The organism is Nocardioides sp. B-3 (genome assembly GCF_024703895.1).
Classification (GTDB): Bacteria; Actinomycetota; Actinomycetes; order Propionibacteriales; family Nocardioidaceae; genus Nocardioides.
Window position 1 is genome coordinate 3,332,262 of record NZ_CP087968.1, and the last position, 14,978, is coordinate 3,347,239.

Below are 14,978 nucleotides of genomic sequence, written 5' to 3' on the forward strand. Positions count from 1 at the left end.
CTGCTGTTGGTTGGTGTGAAGCTGGGAACTACGGGACGGTGATGACCTGTGCGGCGTACGACAGCCCGGCGCCGAAGGCGATGAGCAGGGCCGTGTCGCCCGATCTGGCGTCGCCCTCGGCGATCATCCGGTCGAGCGCGAGCGGGACGGACGCGGCGGACGTGTTGCCCCGGTCGGCGATGTCGCGCGCGATCCGGACCCGGTCCGGCAGCTTCATCGAGCGCGCCATCGCGTCGATGATCCGCATGTTGGCCCGGTGCGGGACGAAGACGTCGAGCTCGTCGAGGGTGATGCCGGCCTTGTCGAGGGCCTGCTGGCCGATCTTGGCCATGGCGAAGGACGCCCAGCGGAAGACAGCGCTGCCCTGCATGGTCAGGTGCGGCATCGTGCCGCTGCCGGGCTCCTCGTCGGTGCCCACCACGTCGCGCCAGTCCTCGCGCTGCCGGATCAGGTCGAACTGCTCGCCGTCCGAGCCCCCACACGACGGGACCGATGCCCGGGGTGTCGCTCGGTCCGACGACCGCCGCGCCCGCGCCGTCGGCGAAGATGAACGCCGTGCCGCGATCGTTGAGGTCGAGGATGTCGGTGAGGCGCTCGACGCCGATGACCGGGACATAGCGGGCACTCCCGGCGCGGACGAAGTCGGAGGCCAGCGCGATGCCGTGGCAGAAGCCGGAGCACGCCGCGGAGATGTCGAAGGCGGCGGCCTGCTCCGTGCCGAGCTCATGTGCGATCGCGGTGGCGACCGCGGGCGTCTGGAGCAGGTGGCTGACGGTGGCGACGACGACGCAGTCGATCTGCTTGGGATCGAGGCCGGCGCGCTCGATCGCGATCCTCGAAGCGGCGACCGACATCATCTGGACCGACTCGTCGGGACCGGCCCAACGGCGGGCCTTGATGCCGGAGCGCTGCTGGATCCACTCGTCGCTCGACTCGATGGCGTCGACGACCTCGGAGTTGGGCACCGAGCGGACGGGGCGGTAGGCGCCGATCCCGAGGACAGCGGCGTGCGGCGCGCCCTGCAGGGACTTGATGGCGGCCATCAGTGGGTGCCGCCCTGCGGGTGCAGACGGACCAGCGGCTGGCCGGGCGACACGATGTCGCCGTCCTCGACGAGCCACTCGACGACGTCGCCGCCGTGCAGCGCGACGACCTCGGTCTTGTCGCGGGTGCTGGCGACGGCGCCGATCACGCAGCCGGGAGGCAGGGAATCGATGCTGGACGCTTCCTCCGAGCGGTGGAAGGTGCCCTTGCCGGGTGAGACGACCATCCGCCGGGTCGGCGTGGTCTCGATCACCGACTGCTCGCCGTGCTTGTCGACGAACGCCCGGGCGTCGTCAAGCTGGTCGGGGGTCTTGAGCGCGAACGTCTCAACGCCCTTCATCGCACGCTTCGCGATCCCGGTGAGGGTGCCGGCCGGTGGCATCTCCGGGATGCCGGTCACCCCGAGGTCGAGCATCGCGTCCATGCACAGGTCCCAGCGGACCGGCGCGGCGATCTGGCCGACCGGGCGGGCGAGCACCTCGCGTCCGTCGTGGACGACCCGGCCGTCCCGGTTGGAGATGAGGGCGGTGCGCGGGTCATGGGTCGACACGGAGCGCGCCAGCGCGGCCGGGTGACCGACGGCGGGCTCCATGTGGTGCGTGTGGAAGGCGCCGGCCACGCTCAGCGGCATCAGGCGTGCCTTGGCGGGGGAGCGTCGGCGAGGGCGGCCAGCTGCTCGAGCGTGCCGGCCGCAACGATCTGGCCGGCACCGTTGTCGTTGGCCGGGGTGAGGCCGTGTTGTGCCAGGGACTGCGAGCACCTCCTCGCGATCGCCACCGAGCAGTGCGGTCATGCCCGTCGCAGTCGTGCCGGCCGCGGCGGCCATCGCTTTGCCCCGCTCGCGCACCAGCACCATCGCCTGCTCAGCGGTGATGACGCGAGCTCCGGCCGCGGCAGCGATCTCACCGACGCTGTGGCCGGCAAGGGCGCTCACACGCTGGAAGGCGTCGGTGGGGTGCGGGAACAGCTCGAGGGCGGCGATCAGGCTGGTCGCGACCAGCAGCGGCTGGGCGATCTCGGTGCGCCGGATCGACTCGGCATCGGCTTCGGTGCCGTAATGGGCCAGTCGATGCCCGCCACGGTGGAGAGCCAGTCGAATCGGCTGGCGAAGGTGGCGTCCTCGAGCCAAGGCTGCAGGAAGCCGGGGGACTGGGCCCCCCGGCCGGGAGCGACGATGACGAGCACAGCACCAGCCTGACGGGTCACGGACCTTGCACGCGCCTCGGACCCGCACGAAAGTGGGAGGTCATTCTTTGTGGGGTTCCTACAAAGACGTGTCCGGTGCGTGTCGGCCCGACTGTCGGCCCAGCACCAGCGCGATCTTCAGGGTGAAGGCGTCCCGGGCCGACGTCGGCGCCGGGCCGGTCACGTCCGTGGCCTGCTTGAGGCGATAGCGAACCGTGTTGGGGTGCACGAAGAGGTGGCGCGCAGTCGCCTCGATCGCGCAGCCGTGCAGGAAGTAGGCCGCCGGGGTCTCGATCAGGGTGCCGCGAGCGCCGAGCAGGGGCAGGTAGACCTCATCGACCGGGTGACGGCGTGCGTGCCCGTCGCCGGCGAGCGCGCGCTCCGGCAGCAGCTCGTCGCTGCGCACGGGACGGGGTGCCTCAGGCCAGCCGGCGGCGGAACGGTAGGCCGACATGGCTGCGCGAGCCGACGCGTGTGCGTGACCGAGGTCGTTGGTGACCGGCCCGACCACGACGGGGCCGGGGCCGAAGTGGTCGACGATCCGCACCGCGGCCTTGTGCGGATCACTCACGCCGCCGAGCACCACGACGAGACGCTCTCCCTGCGTCGCGCACAATGCGTCCATGCCGGCCGCCTGCGAGACGCGTCGCACGTCCTCGAAGACATCGGTCTCCGTACGGCGTGCGGGAACCGCACCCGGGACGACGGCGACGTCTCCTCGTGCGCCCCAGCCGAGCGCACTCGCTCGGGGACAGCACCGCCTCGTCCGCCTCGGGCGCAGCACCGCGTCCACGACGAGCGCCTCGAGGCGAGCGTCCCGGGCGCCGCGGACCTCGGCGGCACGGGCGTAGACCTCGGCGGTGGCGAACGCGACCTCACGGCCGTAGCGGAGGATCGCCCGGTGCACCTCGAAGGCATCGGCCGGGTCGAGGAACGCGTCGATGTTGGCCTCGACGACCGAGATGCTCAACCGCACGAGGTCGACCGTCTGGCGGAGGTCGATGACGCCGGTCAGCTCGCGAGGTGCCGCGCCGAAGACGGCGGCTGCGAGCGGGGGACTGTCGCCGCCTTCGGGACCGTCGCCGTGCGTGTCGAGACCGAACCAGTCGATGAAGGCCCGGATGCCTCCCTGCACCACCAGCCCGACCCGGGACCGGTCCCGGGCGCTGAGCTCCTCGAACCACTCCGGGTCGCTGGACATCCGCGCCATGGCCGCCGTGCTGAGCGCGCCGGTGGAGCGCTGCAGGGCCGCGGCGGCGCGGCGTCGGGACGGCTCGACTGTGGACACCCGACGAATCTAGTCCCACCGGTCACTTCCGTCACCCGAGTCGGGTCGGTTGGTAACAAAGTCCGAACAACTGTCCAGGAATCGCTCGTGATGTGGCTCGATCAGGAACGTGTTCTGGTTGAATCGCGCAATTCATCAGATGCGGCATCCGACCCGGGAGTGCTTTGTGAGCGATCTGCCAGAGCTCGAGTTCGTCGAGATCCACGGACATCGGCGCGCTTCGTGAAGACCGGCTCGGGGCCCGCCCTGCTCCTCCTGCACGGACTCGGGTGCGACCACTCCACGTGGGCGCCGATCATCGAGTCGCTGGCCGGGCGGTACACCGTGATCGCCCCCGATCTGCTCGGTCACGGTGCCTCGGACAAGCCGCGCGCCGACTACAGCCTCGGCGGCTACGCGAACGGGATGCGTGACCTGCTCACGGTGCTGGGCATCGAGACGGCCACGGTGGTCGGTCACAGCTTCGGAGGCGGTGTGGCGATGCAGTTCGCCTACCAGTTCCCCGAGCGGTGCGAGCGCATCGTGCTCGTGGCCAGTGGGGGCCTCGGCCCCGAGGTGACGCCGGCCATCCGGGCGATCACCACCCCGGGCTTCCACCGGGCGATGGCGCTGCTGACACTGCCGGGCGTGCGGCACATCGGGGTGACGGCCATGCGCGCCTGGCCGCCACGGGCAAGCGATCGCTGCGCGACCTCAGTGACGCTGCTGACATCTACGACTCCTTCAAGGACCCGCACACGCGGACCGCGATCCGCCACGTCGTGCGCGCGGTCGTGGACTGGAAGGGCCAGATCGTCACCATGGCCGATCGGGCCTACCTGACCGAAGCCATGCCGATGTGCGTGATCTGGGGCCGCAACGACCAGATCATCCCGGTCCGCCACGCCGGCAACGCCGCCGCCCTCGCGCCGTCGGCCCGCGTGGAGGTGCTCCCCAACGCGGGGCACTTCCCGCACAAGGACCACCCGCAGCGATTCGTCCGGATCGTCAACGACTTCATCCGGACGACCGACGCTGCGGCGTACGACCGCGAGGACTGGCGTGCCCTGCTCGCGGCCGGGCCGCGCATCGTGCCGCTGCAGGCCGAGGCCGCCGAGGCGCCGATCGCCCCCGTGCACGTGATGAGCACGGGGGCCTGAGCGCCGGCAGCGACCAGCGGACTAGGCGTCGCCCCCTCTTGGGCCACGTCGCGGACGGCCGTCGGATCGTCAACGACTTCATCCGGACGACCGACGCTGCGGCGTACGACCGCGAGGACTGGCGTGCCCTGCTCGCGGCCGGGCCGCGCATCGTGCCGCTGCAGGCCGAGGCCGCCGAGGCGCCGATCGCCCCCGTGCACGTGATGAGCACGGGGGCCTGAGCGCCGGCAGCGACCAGCGGACTAGGCGTCGCCCCCTCTTGGGCCACGTCGCGGACGGCCGTCGGATCGTCGATGCGGTACTTCGCGGCGGCCTCGACGACCTTCTCGACCGGGAGCTCGCCGGCGTCGGCGAGCGCCTGCAGCGCCCTGGACCACGACGCACTGGGCGTCGATGTGGAAGAAGCGACGAGCCGCCGGACGGGTGTCGGCGAAACCGAAGCCGTCGGCGCCGAGGACGCGGTAGTCGCCGGGCACCCAGCGCGCGATCTGCAGCGGGACCGCGCGCATGAAGTCGGAGACGGCCACGACCGGGCCCGGCGCGCCGGTGAGCTTGTCGGTGACGTAGGAGGTGCGCTTGGCCTCGCCGGGGTTGAGGAGGTTGTGCTCCTCGGCGGCGATGGCGTCGCGGGCCAGCTCGTTCCACGAGGTGACCGACCGTGTGTCGGCCCGGACGCCCCACTCCTCGGAGAGGATCCGGGCCGCGTCGGCCACCCGGGGGTAGCCGACACCGGAGCCGAGCAGCTGGACCCGCGGGCCCTCGCCCTCTGCGGTGCTGACCCGGTGCATGCCCTTGAGGATGCCCTCGGCATCGACGTCGGCCGGCTCGGCCGGCATCGAGACCGGCTCGTTGTAGACCGTGATGTAGAAGATGACGTTCTCCGCGTCGGCGCCGTACATGCGCTCGAGCCCGGACTGCATGATGCGGCTGACCTCGTAGGCGAACGCCGGGTCGTAGTGGACCACCGCGGGGTTGGTCGCAGCGATGAGCGGTGAGTGGCCGTCGGCGTGCTGGAGCCCCTCGCCGGTCAGCGTGGTGCGACCCGCCGTGGCGCCGATCAGGAAGCCGCGCGCGAGCTGGTCGGCCATGGCCCAGATGGAGTCACCGGTGCGCTGGAACCCGAACATCGAGTAGAAGATGTAGAACGGGATCATGTGCTCGCCGTGCGTGGAGTAGGCCGAGCCCGCCGCCGTCGCCGACGCCATCGCGCCGGCCTCGGAGATGCCTTCGTGCAGCATCTGCCCCTGCGCGGACTCCTTGTAGGAGAGCAGCAGCTTGCGGTCGACGGGGTCGTACTGCTGGCCGCCCGGGTTGTAGACCTTGGCGCTCGGGAACATGGAGTCCATGCCGAACGTGCGGTATTCGTCCGGCGCGATGGGGACGATGCGCTCGCCGATGTCGGGGTTCTTCATCCAGTCGTGGAGCAACCGGACGACCGCCATGGTGGTGGCGATCTTGTTCTTGCCCGAACCCTGCTTGAGCTCGGAGTAGATCTCGTCGCCGGGGGAGCTTGAGCGAGCTGGCGCGCACCACGCGGCGTGGCACCGCACCGCCGAGCTGGCGACGGCGCTCCATCATGTACTCGATCTCGGGGGACTTCTCGCCCGGGTGGAAGAACGGCGCCCCGCCGGTCTTCTCGTAGGACGCCTCGAGGTCGCGGTCGCTGATCGGGAGGTAGAGACGGTCGCGGAACTTCTTCAGGTCGTCGGGGGTCAGCTTCTTCATCTGGTGGGTCGCGTTCTTGCCCTCGAGCGCGTCGATCGTCCAGCCCTTGATGGTGTGGGCGAGGATCACCGTCGGCTGGCCGACGTGCTTGGTGGCGGCGTCGAACGCGGCGTAGACCTTGCGGTAGTCGTGGCCACCGCGCGGCAGCTTCTCGATCTGCGAGTCGGACATGTGCTCGACCATCGCGCAGCCGCGGGTCGACGCCGAAGAAGTCCTCGCGGACGAAGCCGCCGTCCTCGGTGGAGTAGGTCTGGAACTGCCCGTCGGGGATCGTGTTCATCCGGTTGACGAGCACGCCGTCGACGTCCTTGGCGAGCAGGGCGTCCCACTCGCGACCCCAGATCACCTTGATGACGTTCCAGCCGGCACCGCGGAAGTTGGACTCGAGCTCCCGGATGATCTTGCCGTTGCCGGTGACCGGTCCGTCGAGCTGCTGCAGGTTGCAGTTGATGACCCGTGTGAGGTTGTCGAGCTCCTCGCGGGCGGCGACGCGGATCGCGCCGAGCGACTCGGGCTCGGCCATCTCGCCGTCACCCATGAACGCCCAGACGTGCTGCTGCGAGGTGTCCTTGATGTTGCGGTTGTGCATGTAGCGGTTGAAGCGTGCCCGGTAGATCGAGTTGATCCCGGTCAGGCCCATCGAGACGGTCGGGAACTCCCAGAAGTCCGGCATCAGGCGCGGGTGCGGGTAGGACGGCAGCCCCGCACCGACTCCGTGCTGAACCTCCCGGCGGAAGCGGTAGAGCTGCTCCTCGGTCAGACGCCCTTCGAGGAACGCGGGGAGTAGATGCCCGGCGAGCCGTGACCCCTGGATGTAGAGCTGGTCGCCGCCGCCGGGGTGGTCCTTGCCGCGGAAGAAGTGGTTGAAGCCGACCTCGTAGAGGCTCGCCGAGCTCTGGTACGTCGCAATGTGCCCGCCGACCTCGAGGCCCTTGCGGTTGGCGCTCGAGACCATGACCGCGGCGTTCCAGCGGATGAAGGCGCGGATGCGGCGCTCGACCTCCTCGTCGCCGGGGAACCACGGCTCACGCTCGGGCGGGATCGTGTTGATGTAGTCGGTGCTGCGCAGCGCAGGAACGCCGACCTGCTTCTCGCGCGCACGCTCGAGGAGACGCAGCATGACGTAGCGGGCGCGCTCGCGGCCCCGGTCGTCCAGCATGGCGTCGAACGAGTCGAGCCACTCGTTGGTCTCGTCGGGATCGATGTCGGGCAACTGGGTTGGCAGGCCCTCGTGGATCACGGCCCGCGCGGTCGGCGCGGGGGCTGGCGTGGGGGTCTGGGTAGGGGTGGCCTCATCACTCACCCGAGCATCGTTGCACGCCGTCAGGCGGGGAAAATCTACTGACGAGTTGCACAAGGAACGGGCCACCCAGCGGGACAGGGTTGCGTCGTCGGCACAACTCCGGTGGACTACCCCCACTCCGCCCCGGCCAGTGCCGAGCGGAGGAACGCAAGCCGCCATTGTGGCGGACATCGACGAACGGAGGCGTGGCGTGAGCTCGACGGTGGGTGGCGGAGCTACCCGGGCAACAGGTGCCGCAGAGCGGCTGGGCATGACGCCCGGCATGGTCATCCAGGGAACTCGGCTGGGACAACGACACCGACGACGAGCTCAGGGTCGCGATCGAGGACGCCATCGATGCGGACATGGTCGACGGTGACTACGGCAATGTCGTCGATGCGGTGCTCCTGTGGTGGCGCGAGGACGACGGCGATCTGGTCGACGGCCTCGTCGACTCCCTGACGGATCTCGTCGGTGGTGGCGCCATCTGGCTGCTCACCCCCGAAGGTCGGTCGCCCCAACTCCGTGGACGCCGCGGACATCGCGGAGGCGGCCCCGGTGGCCGGCCTCGCCCAGACGACGACGGCTGCGGTCAGCAAGGACTGGCAGGCCACGCGGCTGGTCACGCCGAAGACCCCTGCGTGACCCACACAGTCCAGTTCGACGACCCCGGGAACCGCTCATGAGTGAGCGAAGCGAGCGAATCATCCAACGCAGCAGCGTGGTGCCTCATGCGCGCACGGAGCGAAGCGAGTACGTGCATGAGCAAGTTGTCCGAACGCGCCGCAAACGTGGCCACCTCCGTCAAGGTGCTGGCGGGTGCGGGCATCATCCGGCCCTACGGGCCGCGCACCCCGGCCGGCCTCGGCAAGACGGTGCTCCGTTGGGGCACCGGCCCCGCGGGTGGGTTCGCGACCCTCGCCGTACGACACCCCGACCGGGTGGGGCTCATCGACGAGCTGGGTGAGCTGACCTTCGGCGAGATGCACGCGCGCAGCAACGCCCCGGCCCGGGGGTTGGTGGGGCTCGGCGTCAAGGAGGGCGACTCGGTCGCGGTGATGTGCCGCAATCACCGCGGGTTCGTCGACGCCACCATCGCGGTCGCCAAGCTCGGTGCCGACATCCTCTACCTCAACACCGCCTTCGCCGGCCCCCAGCTCGTGGACGTCATCGCGCGCGAGAAGCCGGCCGTCGTCGTCCACGACGAGGAGTTCACTCAGCTGCTGGGCGACGCCGATGTCGCCCGCCGGGTGATCGGCTGGAGTGACGGCGCCGAGCACGGCGGTGTGGAGACGCTCGAGTCACTCATCAGCGCCAACGACCAGTCCGACGTCGCGCCCCCGACGAGGCACGCCCGGATCGTGATCCTCACGTCGGGCACCACCGGCACCCCGAAGGGTGCCCCGCGCAGGGAGGCCGGCATCCCGGCCGCGGTGTCGCTGCTCTCCCGGATGCCGCTGGAGTTCGGCTGGCGCACGCACATCGCCGCGCCGCTGTTCCACACGTGGGGTTTCGCCCACTTCGCGCTGTCCATGCTGCTCGGGGTCGACGGTCGTGCTTCGTCGCCGCTTCGACCCGGAGGACGTCCTGCGCGTCGTCGAGGAGAACCACTGCGAGTCGTTGGTCGTCATCCCGGTCATGCTCCAGCGCATCCTCAATCTCGACGACTCCGTGCTTGCCGGCTACTCGATGCCCAGCCTGAAGGTCGTCGCCTCGTCGGGCTCGGCGCTGCCCGGCGAGCTGGCGCTCAGCTGGATGAACCGCTTCGGCGAAAACCTCTACAACATCTACGGCTCCACCGAGGTGGCGTGGGCGACCATCGCCACGCCCGAGGACCTGCGCGCTGCGCCCTCCTCGGCCGGCAAGCCCCCGCACAACACGATCGTGCGGCTCTTCGACGACGCCGACCAGCCGGTGCCCATGGGTGGCACGGGACGCATCTTCGTCGGCAACAGCCTGCTCTTCGAGGGTTACACCGGTGGTGGCTCCAAGTCCATGATCAACGGCCTGATGTCGAGCGGTGACGTGGGCCGCTTCGATGCCAACGGTCGTCTGTACGTCGAGGGGCGCGACGACGAGATGATCGTCTCGGGCGGCGAGAACGTCTTCCCCAAGGAGATCGAGGACTGCCTCGTGGGCCACGACGCCGTGGTCGAGGCGGCCGCGATCGGCATCGACGACCCCGAGTTCGGTGCTCGACTGCGGGCCTTCGTCTCCGTGTCCGCCGAGGTCACCGAGGACGAGCTCAAGGAGCACGTCAAGGCCAACCTCGCACGCTTCAAGGTGCCCAAGCAGATCGTCGTGATCCCCGAGCTGCCGCGCAACGCCACCGGCAAGGTCCTCAAGCGAGAGCTCGCGGCGTGGGAAGACCCCGCGTGACGGGCCTCCAGCTCGGAAGTCCGGCCCCCGACTTCACGCTGCGCGACCAGTTCGGCCAGGGACGTCACGCTGAGCAGCTACCGCGGCAGCAAGGCGGTGGTGATCCTCTTCTACCCCTACGCCTTCTCCGGAGTGTGCACCGGCGAGATGGCGGGCATCCGCGCGCCTCGACGAGTTCCTGACCTTCGACACCGAGGTGCTGGCAATCTCCTGCGACCCGGTCTACTCCCTGCGGGCCTTCGCCGACGCGGAGGGACTCAACTTCCCGCTGCTCTCGGACTTCTGGCCGCACGGTGAGATCTCGCGGGCCTTCGACGTGTTCAACGACGCCAAGGGGACCCCTCGCAGGTCGTCCTACGTCATCGACCGCGACGGCATGCTCGCCCGGGCGGTGCACAACGCCAACCCCGAGGGGCGCGACTCGGACGAGCACCCTGGCGCAGCTGCGGGCACTGGTCTGAACCACTTGGGAGAATTTTCACCCTGTTTTTGCACAAACCGCTGACAAGGCTTGGGTGCCCCATTAATCTTCTGGTTGTTGAACCGCTGGTGACCCGAGACGCCAGCGGTTCAGCCTCATTCTCATAGGGTGTTGCCCTGCGCGTCGGTAGCTCAGCGGTAGAGCACTCGGTTTACACCCGAGCGGTCGGCGGTTCAGAAACCGTCCCGACGCACTCGCTTCTCGATGAGAGTCCTCTCATCAACGCCTCATGGCGGCCTCACACCTCACGTCCACTGTGGATCCCGAGAGAGATCAACGGATCACCGGAGCCCGACAGGCTCCCGACGAGAGGAACCCCATGAAGAAGTTCATCCCCACCGCCCTGCTGGGCGTCGCCGGCGCCACCGTGATCGGGCTTCTCGGCATGCAGGCCCCGGCCGTGCAGGCCGGCCCGGCGGACGAGGCGCTCAAGCGCGAGGACGGCGCGGTCGAGCTCGTCCCGGTCGCCGACGACGATGACGACGACACGAACGATGACGACGACGGTGACGACGGGGACACCAACTCCCGCAGTCGTGAGACCAACGACAACACCGCCAGCAACTTCACCGGTGTGAGCCGCGACCGGGACAACAGCCGCGGTGACAAGACCCGGGACTGGACCCGCGACGGTGCGGGTGACAAGAAGCGCGACTGGTCGGCCAACCAGACCAACGACCGCAGCCGCAACGACACGCGCCGCTGACCGTGCGGACGACACCCGACAGCTGGCACCTGCACGAGGGTGACGCGATCACCACGGAGCTGACCGCCGTCCGCAAGCTCGGTGGCGGTGCGGCGTACGAAGCCCGGCTCTCGTTCGACGAGGTGACCTATGCGCCCGTCGTGGTCAAGCTGCTCCGGCCCGGTCAGCTCGACAGCTCCTCCTCCCGGCGCGGCCTGCGCCGGGAGGTCGCGGCGCTGGCCGCCGTCAACCACCCGGTGGTCGTGCGCGGCCTGCGCCACGACCTCGACGGGCCGCGACCGCACGTCGTTCTCGAGCACATCGACGGTCCCCGGCTCTCCTCGCTGGTACGCCGACACGGACCGCTGCAGGAGCAGCAGTACCTCCCACTCGCCATCGACATCGCGTCCGCCCTGCACTACCTGCGTCACATCGGTTGGACCCACCTCGACATCAAGCCGAGCAACGTGATCATGGGCTCCCCGGCTCGTCTCATCGACCTGTCGGTCGCGCGGCCGGCCCAGGACGCGCTGGAGCTGCGGCACCTGATCGGCACGGACGCCTACATGGCGCCCGAGCAGTGCGATCCGGGCGAGCGGGCGCCGTCCGCGGCCAGCGACGTGTGGGGACTGGGGGCGACGCTCTTCGAGGCCGTGGCCGGGCGACGCGCCTTCGCCGATCCGCGACCGCGGGCCGAGCTGCTGACGGAACGCTTCCCGCAGCTCACGGCGGACCCAGCCCCGCTGCCGGCCGGCGTGCCCGGCGAGGTGGAGAAGACGATCCCGGCGATGCTCGCGCGCGATCCGGCTGCCCGCCCGGCGCCGTACGAGATCGTGGACGCGCTGGTCCCGGTGCTCGAGCGCCAGCCGCGGGGGAGCCTTGCGGGCTTCAAGGTCCGTGGGTGATCAGGCGGGCCTGAAGCGGTAACCCACCCCGCGCACGGTCTCGACGGCGTCGCTGCCGACCTTCTTGCGGAGGTAGCCGACATAGACGTCCACGACGTTGGAGCCGGGGTCGAAGTCGTAGCCCCAGACGTGGTCGAGCAGCTGTTCGCGGGTGAGCACTGGCCGGGGTTGAGCATGAAGATCTCGGCCAGTGCGAACTCGCGGGCCGACAGGTCGAGCACGTTGCCGTTGACGGACACGCGTCGGGTACGGCGATCGAGCATCACCCCCGCCACCCGGAGGATCTCCTCGTGCGGGCGGGGGTCGCCGGCGTCGGCGGTGCGCAACCGCAGTCGCACCCGCGCCATCAGCTCGGCGAAACGGAACGGCTTGGCCATGTAGTCGTCGGCGCCGCTGTCCGGGGCAGTGACGGTGTCGGTGACCGAGTCGCGCGCGGTCAGGACGATCACCGGCATCCGGCTGCCCCGGGCGCGGAGCTGGTCGAGGACCGCGAAGCCGTCCGGGCCGGGCAGCCCGATGTCGAGGACCATCAGGTCGAACCGTCCGGAGAGCGCCTCGTCGAGGCCGGTGGGACCGTCGCCGACGACGGTCGGCCGGTGGCCCTCGGCGCGCAGGCCCTTGGCGACGAACGACGCGATGCGCTGCTCGTCCTCGACGATCAGGATCTGGGCCATGGTGTGGTGACCTCCTCGGTCGGCAGGGTGAGCTCGAAGCGAGCACCCTCGGGTTGGTCGTGGGGGTTCTCCGCCACCGAGACGGTGCCGCCGTGGGCCTCGGCGATCGCACGGACGATGGAGAGGCCGAGCCCGAAGCCCTCGTCGCCGGGTCGCACGGTGCCGCGCCCGAAGCGCTCGAAGATCAGCTCGCGGATCTCGGCGGGCACCGCCGGTCCGGTGTCGTGGACCCAGAGGGTCGCCGTGCTGCCGGAGATCGCGGAGCCGATGGCGATGGTGTCTCCCTGCTCGGTGTGCTTGACGGCGTTGTCGGTGAGCTGCAGCACGGCCCGGGTGATGCGCTGCTCGTCGACGACCACGGTGCCGTCGGCCGCGGCGTCGAGCACCCAGTCCCGATCGCCGAGGACGCGAGCCTTGGCCGGGAGGGCGGCGGTGAGCTGCCCGAGGTCGACGTGGGCGGTGGCCGGGAAGTCCGGGCGGCGGGTCTTGGCCAGCACGATCAGGTCGCCGACGAGTCGCGACATCCGGTCGACCTCGTCGAGCACCGGGTTGCAGGGTCTCGCCCACCTCGGTGGGGTCGCCGGGGTCGAGGAGCTCGAGGTGGCCGCGCATCACGGTCAGTGGCGTCCTGAGCTCGTGGCCCGCGTCGTCGAGGAACCGCCGCTGGTCGGTGAAACCCGCGTCGAGGCGTTCGAGCATCAGGTTGATGGTGCGCGTCAGCGCGGTGATGTCGTCGTTGCCCTGCTCCGGGATCCGGCGCGACAGGTCGGTCGCGGTGATGTCGCGCGCCGTCTCCTCGAGCGTGCGCAGCGGCGCCAGCAGGCGCCCCGACTGCAGTCCAGCGATGGCGGTGATCAGCCCCGGGGACAGCAGCGCCACGAGCGTGTAGGTGCGCAAGGTGCGGTCGAGCTCGGTGTGCTCGTCGGCCGGGAAGTTGACCAGCACCAAGGCGCCATTGCCCTGCGCGTTGCTGACCGGGACCAAGGTCACCCAGACCTCGCCGAACTGCTCGGACTCGATGACGCTGGTGCCGCCCTCGCGCGACGTGTCGTCGACCGCCCGCTGGTAGGCCGGTTCGTCGAGGACCTCCCGGCCGTAGCGGTTCTTCGTGGCGAGGGGCCGGGTGCCCTCGACGTAGCCCACCAGCATCTCGTCGTCGTCGGGCACGTTGCGGGTGAGGAAGACGTGCAGCAGCCGCTCGACGTCGTCGAAGCGCTCGCCGGTGCGTGGATCGATGCGCAGCTCGCGGAACTCGGCGATCTCCTGATCGATCTGCTCGTTGACCGCGCGCTCGATGCGCGACGACTCCAGCGTGTGCACCAGCAGTCCGGCGCCGGACATGGCCGGGGCGGTGAGCACGGCGATGACGACGGTGATGCGGGTTCGGACGGAGACTCGGGAGAACCGCCGCGGACGCTCAGTCGTCCCCGGCGTCGTCAGCGTCGTCCCCGCTCCCTGAGTCGTCATCGGCTCCATCATCGTCCCCGTCGTCCACCGTGGTGGGGTGCGGCGTCACCACACGTGCCGTGTCGTCGACGGGCTCCTCGGCGTCGTCGTCCGGCGCCCGGGTCGTCGTCGGTGGCGGTGCGTGCGTGGTGGCGGGCGGGGCGCTGCTGCCGCTCGGTGCGGTGGGCGAGCCCGGATCGGTCGGGGCAACCGGTGCCGTGGACGGGGTGGCAGGGGCGGTCGGGGCCGTCCGGCCCGGCGCCTTCGGCGTCTTCGGCGACACCGGCGAGGTGGCGTCGTTGATGATCAGCGGGCTCCTGTCGGCCGGCTCGCGCGCACCCGAGGGGGAGAGCGACACGGCGACGTACGCCGCGATCGGCACCACGAGGACAAGGGCGACAACGGCCTTCAACCGGGGGCTCATGAGGCCACGATGGACGAGCAGCGTGGCCACGAGGTGAGACGAGGATGAGAACTCTCTCATCGGAGGGTTCTGGCCGTGGGTGAGCCGTGCCAGAGTGGGCGCATGTTCGTGCCCTTCTCTGTCACTGACTTCCTCGATCGGGCGCGTGTCGTCTACGGCGAGCGGGTGGGGGTGATCGACGAGCCCGACCAGCCCGCGCCGTCGCTCGGCGACCTCACGTATGCCGAGGTGGCCGCGCTGGCCAAGCGGCAGGCGGCCAAGCTCGACGAGCTCGGCCTCGAGGTGGGTGACCGGGTCGCCGTGGTCTCCCACAACAGCGCG

10 protein-coding genes, 1 tRNA gene and 9 pseudogenes are annotated in these 14,978 nt (G+C 70.2%); 11 read left to right on the forward strand and 9 right to left on the reverse strand.

Annotated features, from left to right (window positions below; translation table 11 throughout):
* Positions 1–28: 28 nt before the first annotated feature.
* The 3 genes and pseudogenes from LP418_RS22165 to LP418_RS22175 all read right to left on the reverse strand — a co-directional run bounded on the left by LP418_RS22165 (position 29) and on the right by LP418_RS22175 (position 3,517).
* A pseudogene (locus LP418_RS22165) lies at positions 29–1,043 on the reverse strand (beta-ketoacyl-ACP synthase III).
* A gap of 257 nt (positions 1,044–1,300) precedes the next feature.
* A pseudogene (locus LP418_RS22170) lies at positions 1,301–2,229 on the reverse strand (ACP S-malonyltransferase); the annotation flags it as partial.
* 79 nt (positions 2,230–2,308) lie between these two features.
* Positions 2,309–3,517 carry a PucR family transcriptional regulator gene (locus LP418_RS22175; RefSeq protein WP_257953713.1) on the reverse strand — a complete coding sequence of 403 codons (1,209 nt, stop codon included), beginning with the start codon at positions 3,515–3,517 and terminating at the stop codon, positions 2,309–2,311.
* Positions 3,518–3,739: 222 nt separating this feature from the next.
* Here LP418_RS22175 and LP418_RS22180 point away from each other — a divergent pair, with 222 nt between their 5' ends.
* The 3 genes from LP418_RS22180 to LP418_RS22190 are packed head-to-tail and all read left to right on the forward strand — an operon-like array spanning position 3,740 to position 4,877.
* On the forward strand, positions 3,740–4,339 hold the full coding sequence (locus LP418_RS22180) for an alpha/beta hydrolase (protein ID WP_257953714.1): 600 nt from the start codon (positions 3,740–3,742) through the stop codon (positions 4,337–4,339).
* Positions 4,318–4,656, forward strand: coding sequence for an alpha/beta fold hydrolase (locus LP418_RS22185; protein ID WP_257953715.1), 339 nt, complete (start codon positions 4,318–4,320; stop codon positions 4,654–4,656). The genes LP418_RS22180 and LP418_RS22185 overlap by 22 nt, the downstream gene beginning before the upstream one ends.
* A gap of 38 nt (positions 4,657–4,694) precedes the next feature.
* A complete protein-coding gene (locus LP418_RS22190; RefSeq protein ID WP_257957280.1) occupies positions 4,695–4,877 on the forward strand; it encodes a hypothetical protein in 183 nt (60 codons plus the stop codon).
* Positions 4,878–4,898: 21 nt separating this feature from the next.
* Here the strand turns inward: LP418_RS22190 and aceE are convergent.
* Positions 4,899–7,677 (reverse strand): annotated as a pseudogene (aceE, locus tag LP418_RS22195) (pyruvate dehydrogenase (acetyl-transferring), homodimeric type).
* 257 nt (positions 7,678–7,934) lie between these two features.
* Here aceE and LP418_RS22200 point away from each other — a divergent pair.
* The 8 genes and pseudogenes from LP418_RS22200 (at position 7,935) to LP418_RS22230 (ending at position 12,113) form a co-directional block, all read left to right on the forward strand.
* Positions 7,935–8,308 (forward strand): annotated as a pseudogene (locus LP418_RS22200) (DUF3052 domain-containing protein).
* Positions 8,309–8,424: 116 nt separating this feature from the next.
* Positions 8,425–9,129 (forward strand): annotated as a pseudogene (locus LP418_RS22205) (AMP-binding protein); the annotation flags it as partial.
* An 88-nt stretch (positions 9,130–9,217) separates the two neighbouring features.
* Positions 9,218–9,577, forward strand: a pseudogene (locus LP418_RS31320) (AMP-binding protein); the annotation flags it as partial.
* A gap of 81 nt (positions 9,578–9,658) precedes the next feature.
* Positions 9,659–10,042 (forward strand): AMP-binding enzyme, encoded by a 384-nt coding sequence (locus tag LP418_RS31325; protein ID WP_336276117.1) that lies wholly within the window; start codon positions 9,659–9,661, stop codon positions 10,040–10,042.
* Between the two features lie 99 nt (positions 10,043–10,141).
* Positions 10,142–10,547 (forward strand): annotated as a pseudogene (locus LP418_RS22215) (redoxin domain-containing protein).
* 96 nt (positions 10,548–10,643) lie between these two features.
* Positions 10,644–10,716: transfer RNA gene (locus LP418_RS22220), tRNA-Val, on the forward strand.
* A 126-nt stretch (positions 10,717–10,842) separates the two neighbouring features.
* Positions 10,843–11,229 (forward strand): hypothetical protein, encoded by a 387-nt coding sequence (locus LP418_RS22225; protein WP_257953717.1) that lies wholly within the window; start codon positions 10,843–10,845, stop codon positions 11,227–11,229.
* 2 nt (positions 11,230–11,231) lie between these two features.
* Positions 11,232–12,113: a serine/threonine-protein kinase gene (locus LP418_RS22230; RefSeq protein WP_257953718.1), complete on the forward strand. Its 882-nt coding sequence runs from the start codon at positions 11,232–11,234 to the stop codon at positions 12,111–12,113.
* Here LP418_RS22230 and LP418_RS31330 read toward each other — a convergent pair whose 3' ends face one another.
* The 5 genes and pseudogenes from LP418_RS31330 to LP418_RS22250 form a co-directional block, all read right to left on the reverse strand.
* Positions 12,114–12,272: a winged helix-turn-helix domain-containing protein gene (locus tag LP418_RS31330; protein WP_336276118.1), complete on the reverse strand. Its 159-nt coding sequence runs from the start codon at positions 12,270–12,272 to the stop codon at positions 12,114–12,116.
* Between the two features lie 233 nt (positions 12,273–12,505).
* Positions 12,506–12,787: pseudogene (locus LP418_RS31335) on the reverse strand (response regulator); the annotation flags it as partial.
* The gene (locus LP418_RS22240) at positions 12,772–13,311 is read right to left on the reverse strand and encodes a sensor histidine kinase (protein ID WP_257957142.1); all 540 of its coding nucleotides are present in this window, start codon (positions 13,309–13,311) and stop codon (positions 12,772–12,774) included. The gene LP418_RS22240 and the pseudogene LP418_RS31335, both read right to left, overlap by 16 nt.
* 82 nt (positions 13,312–13,393) lie before the next feature.
* Positions 13,394–14,266, reverse strand: a pseudogene (locus LP418_RS31340) (HAMP domain-containing protein); the annotation flags it as partial.
* Positions 14,205–14,969, reverse strand: a complete 765-nt coding sequence (locus tag LP418_RS22250) for a hypothetical protein (protein WP_257953719.1) — start codon at positions 14,967–14,969, stop codon at positions 14,205–14,207. The pseudogene LP418_RS31340 and the gene LP418_RS22250, both read right to left, overlap by 62 nt.
* Between the last annotated feature and the right edge of the window lie 9 nt (positions 14,970–14,978).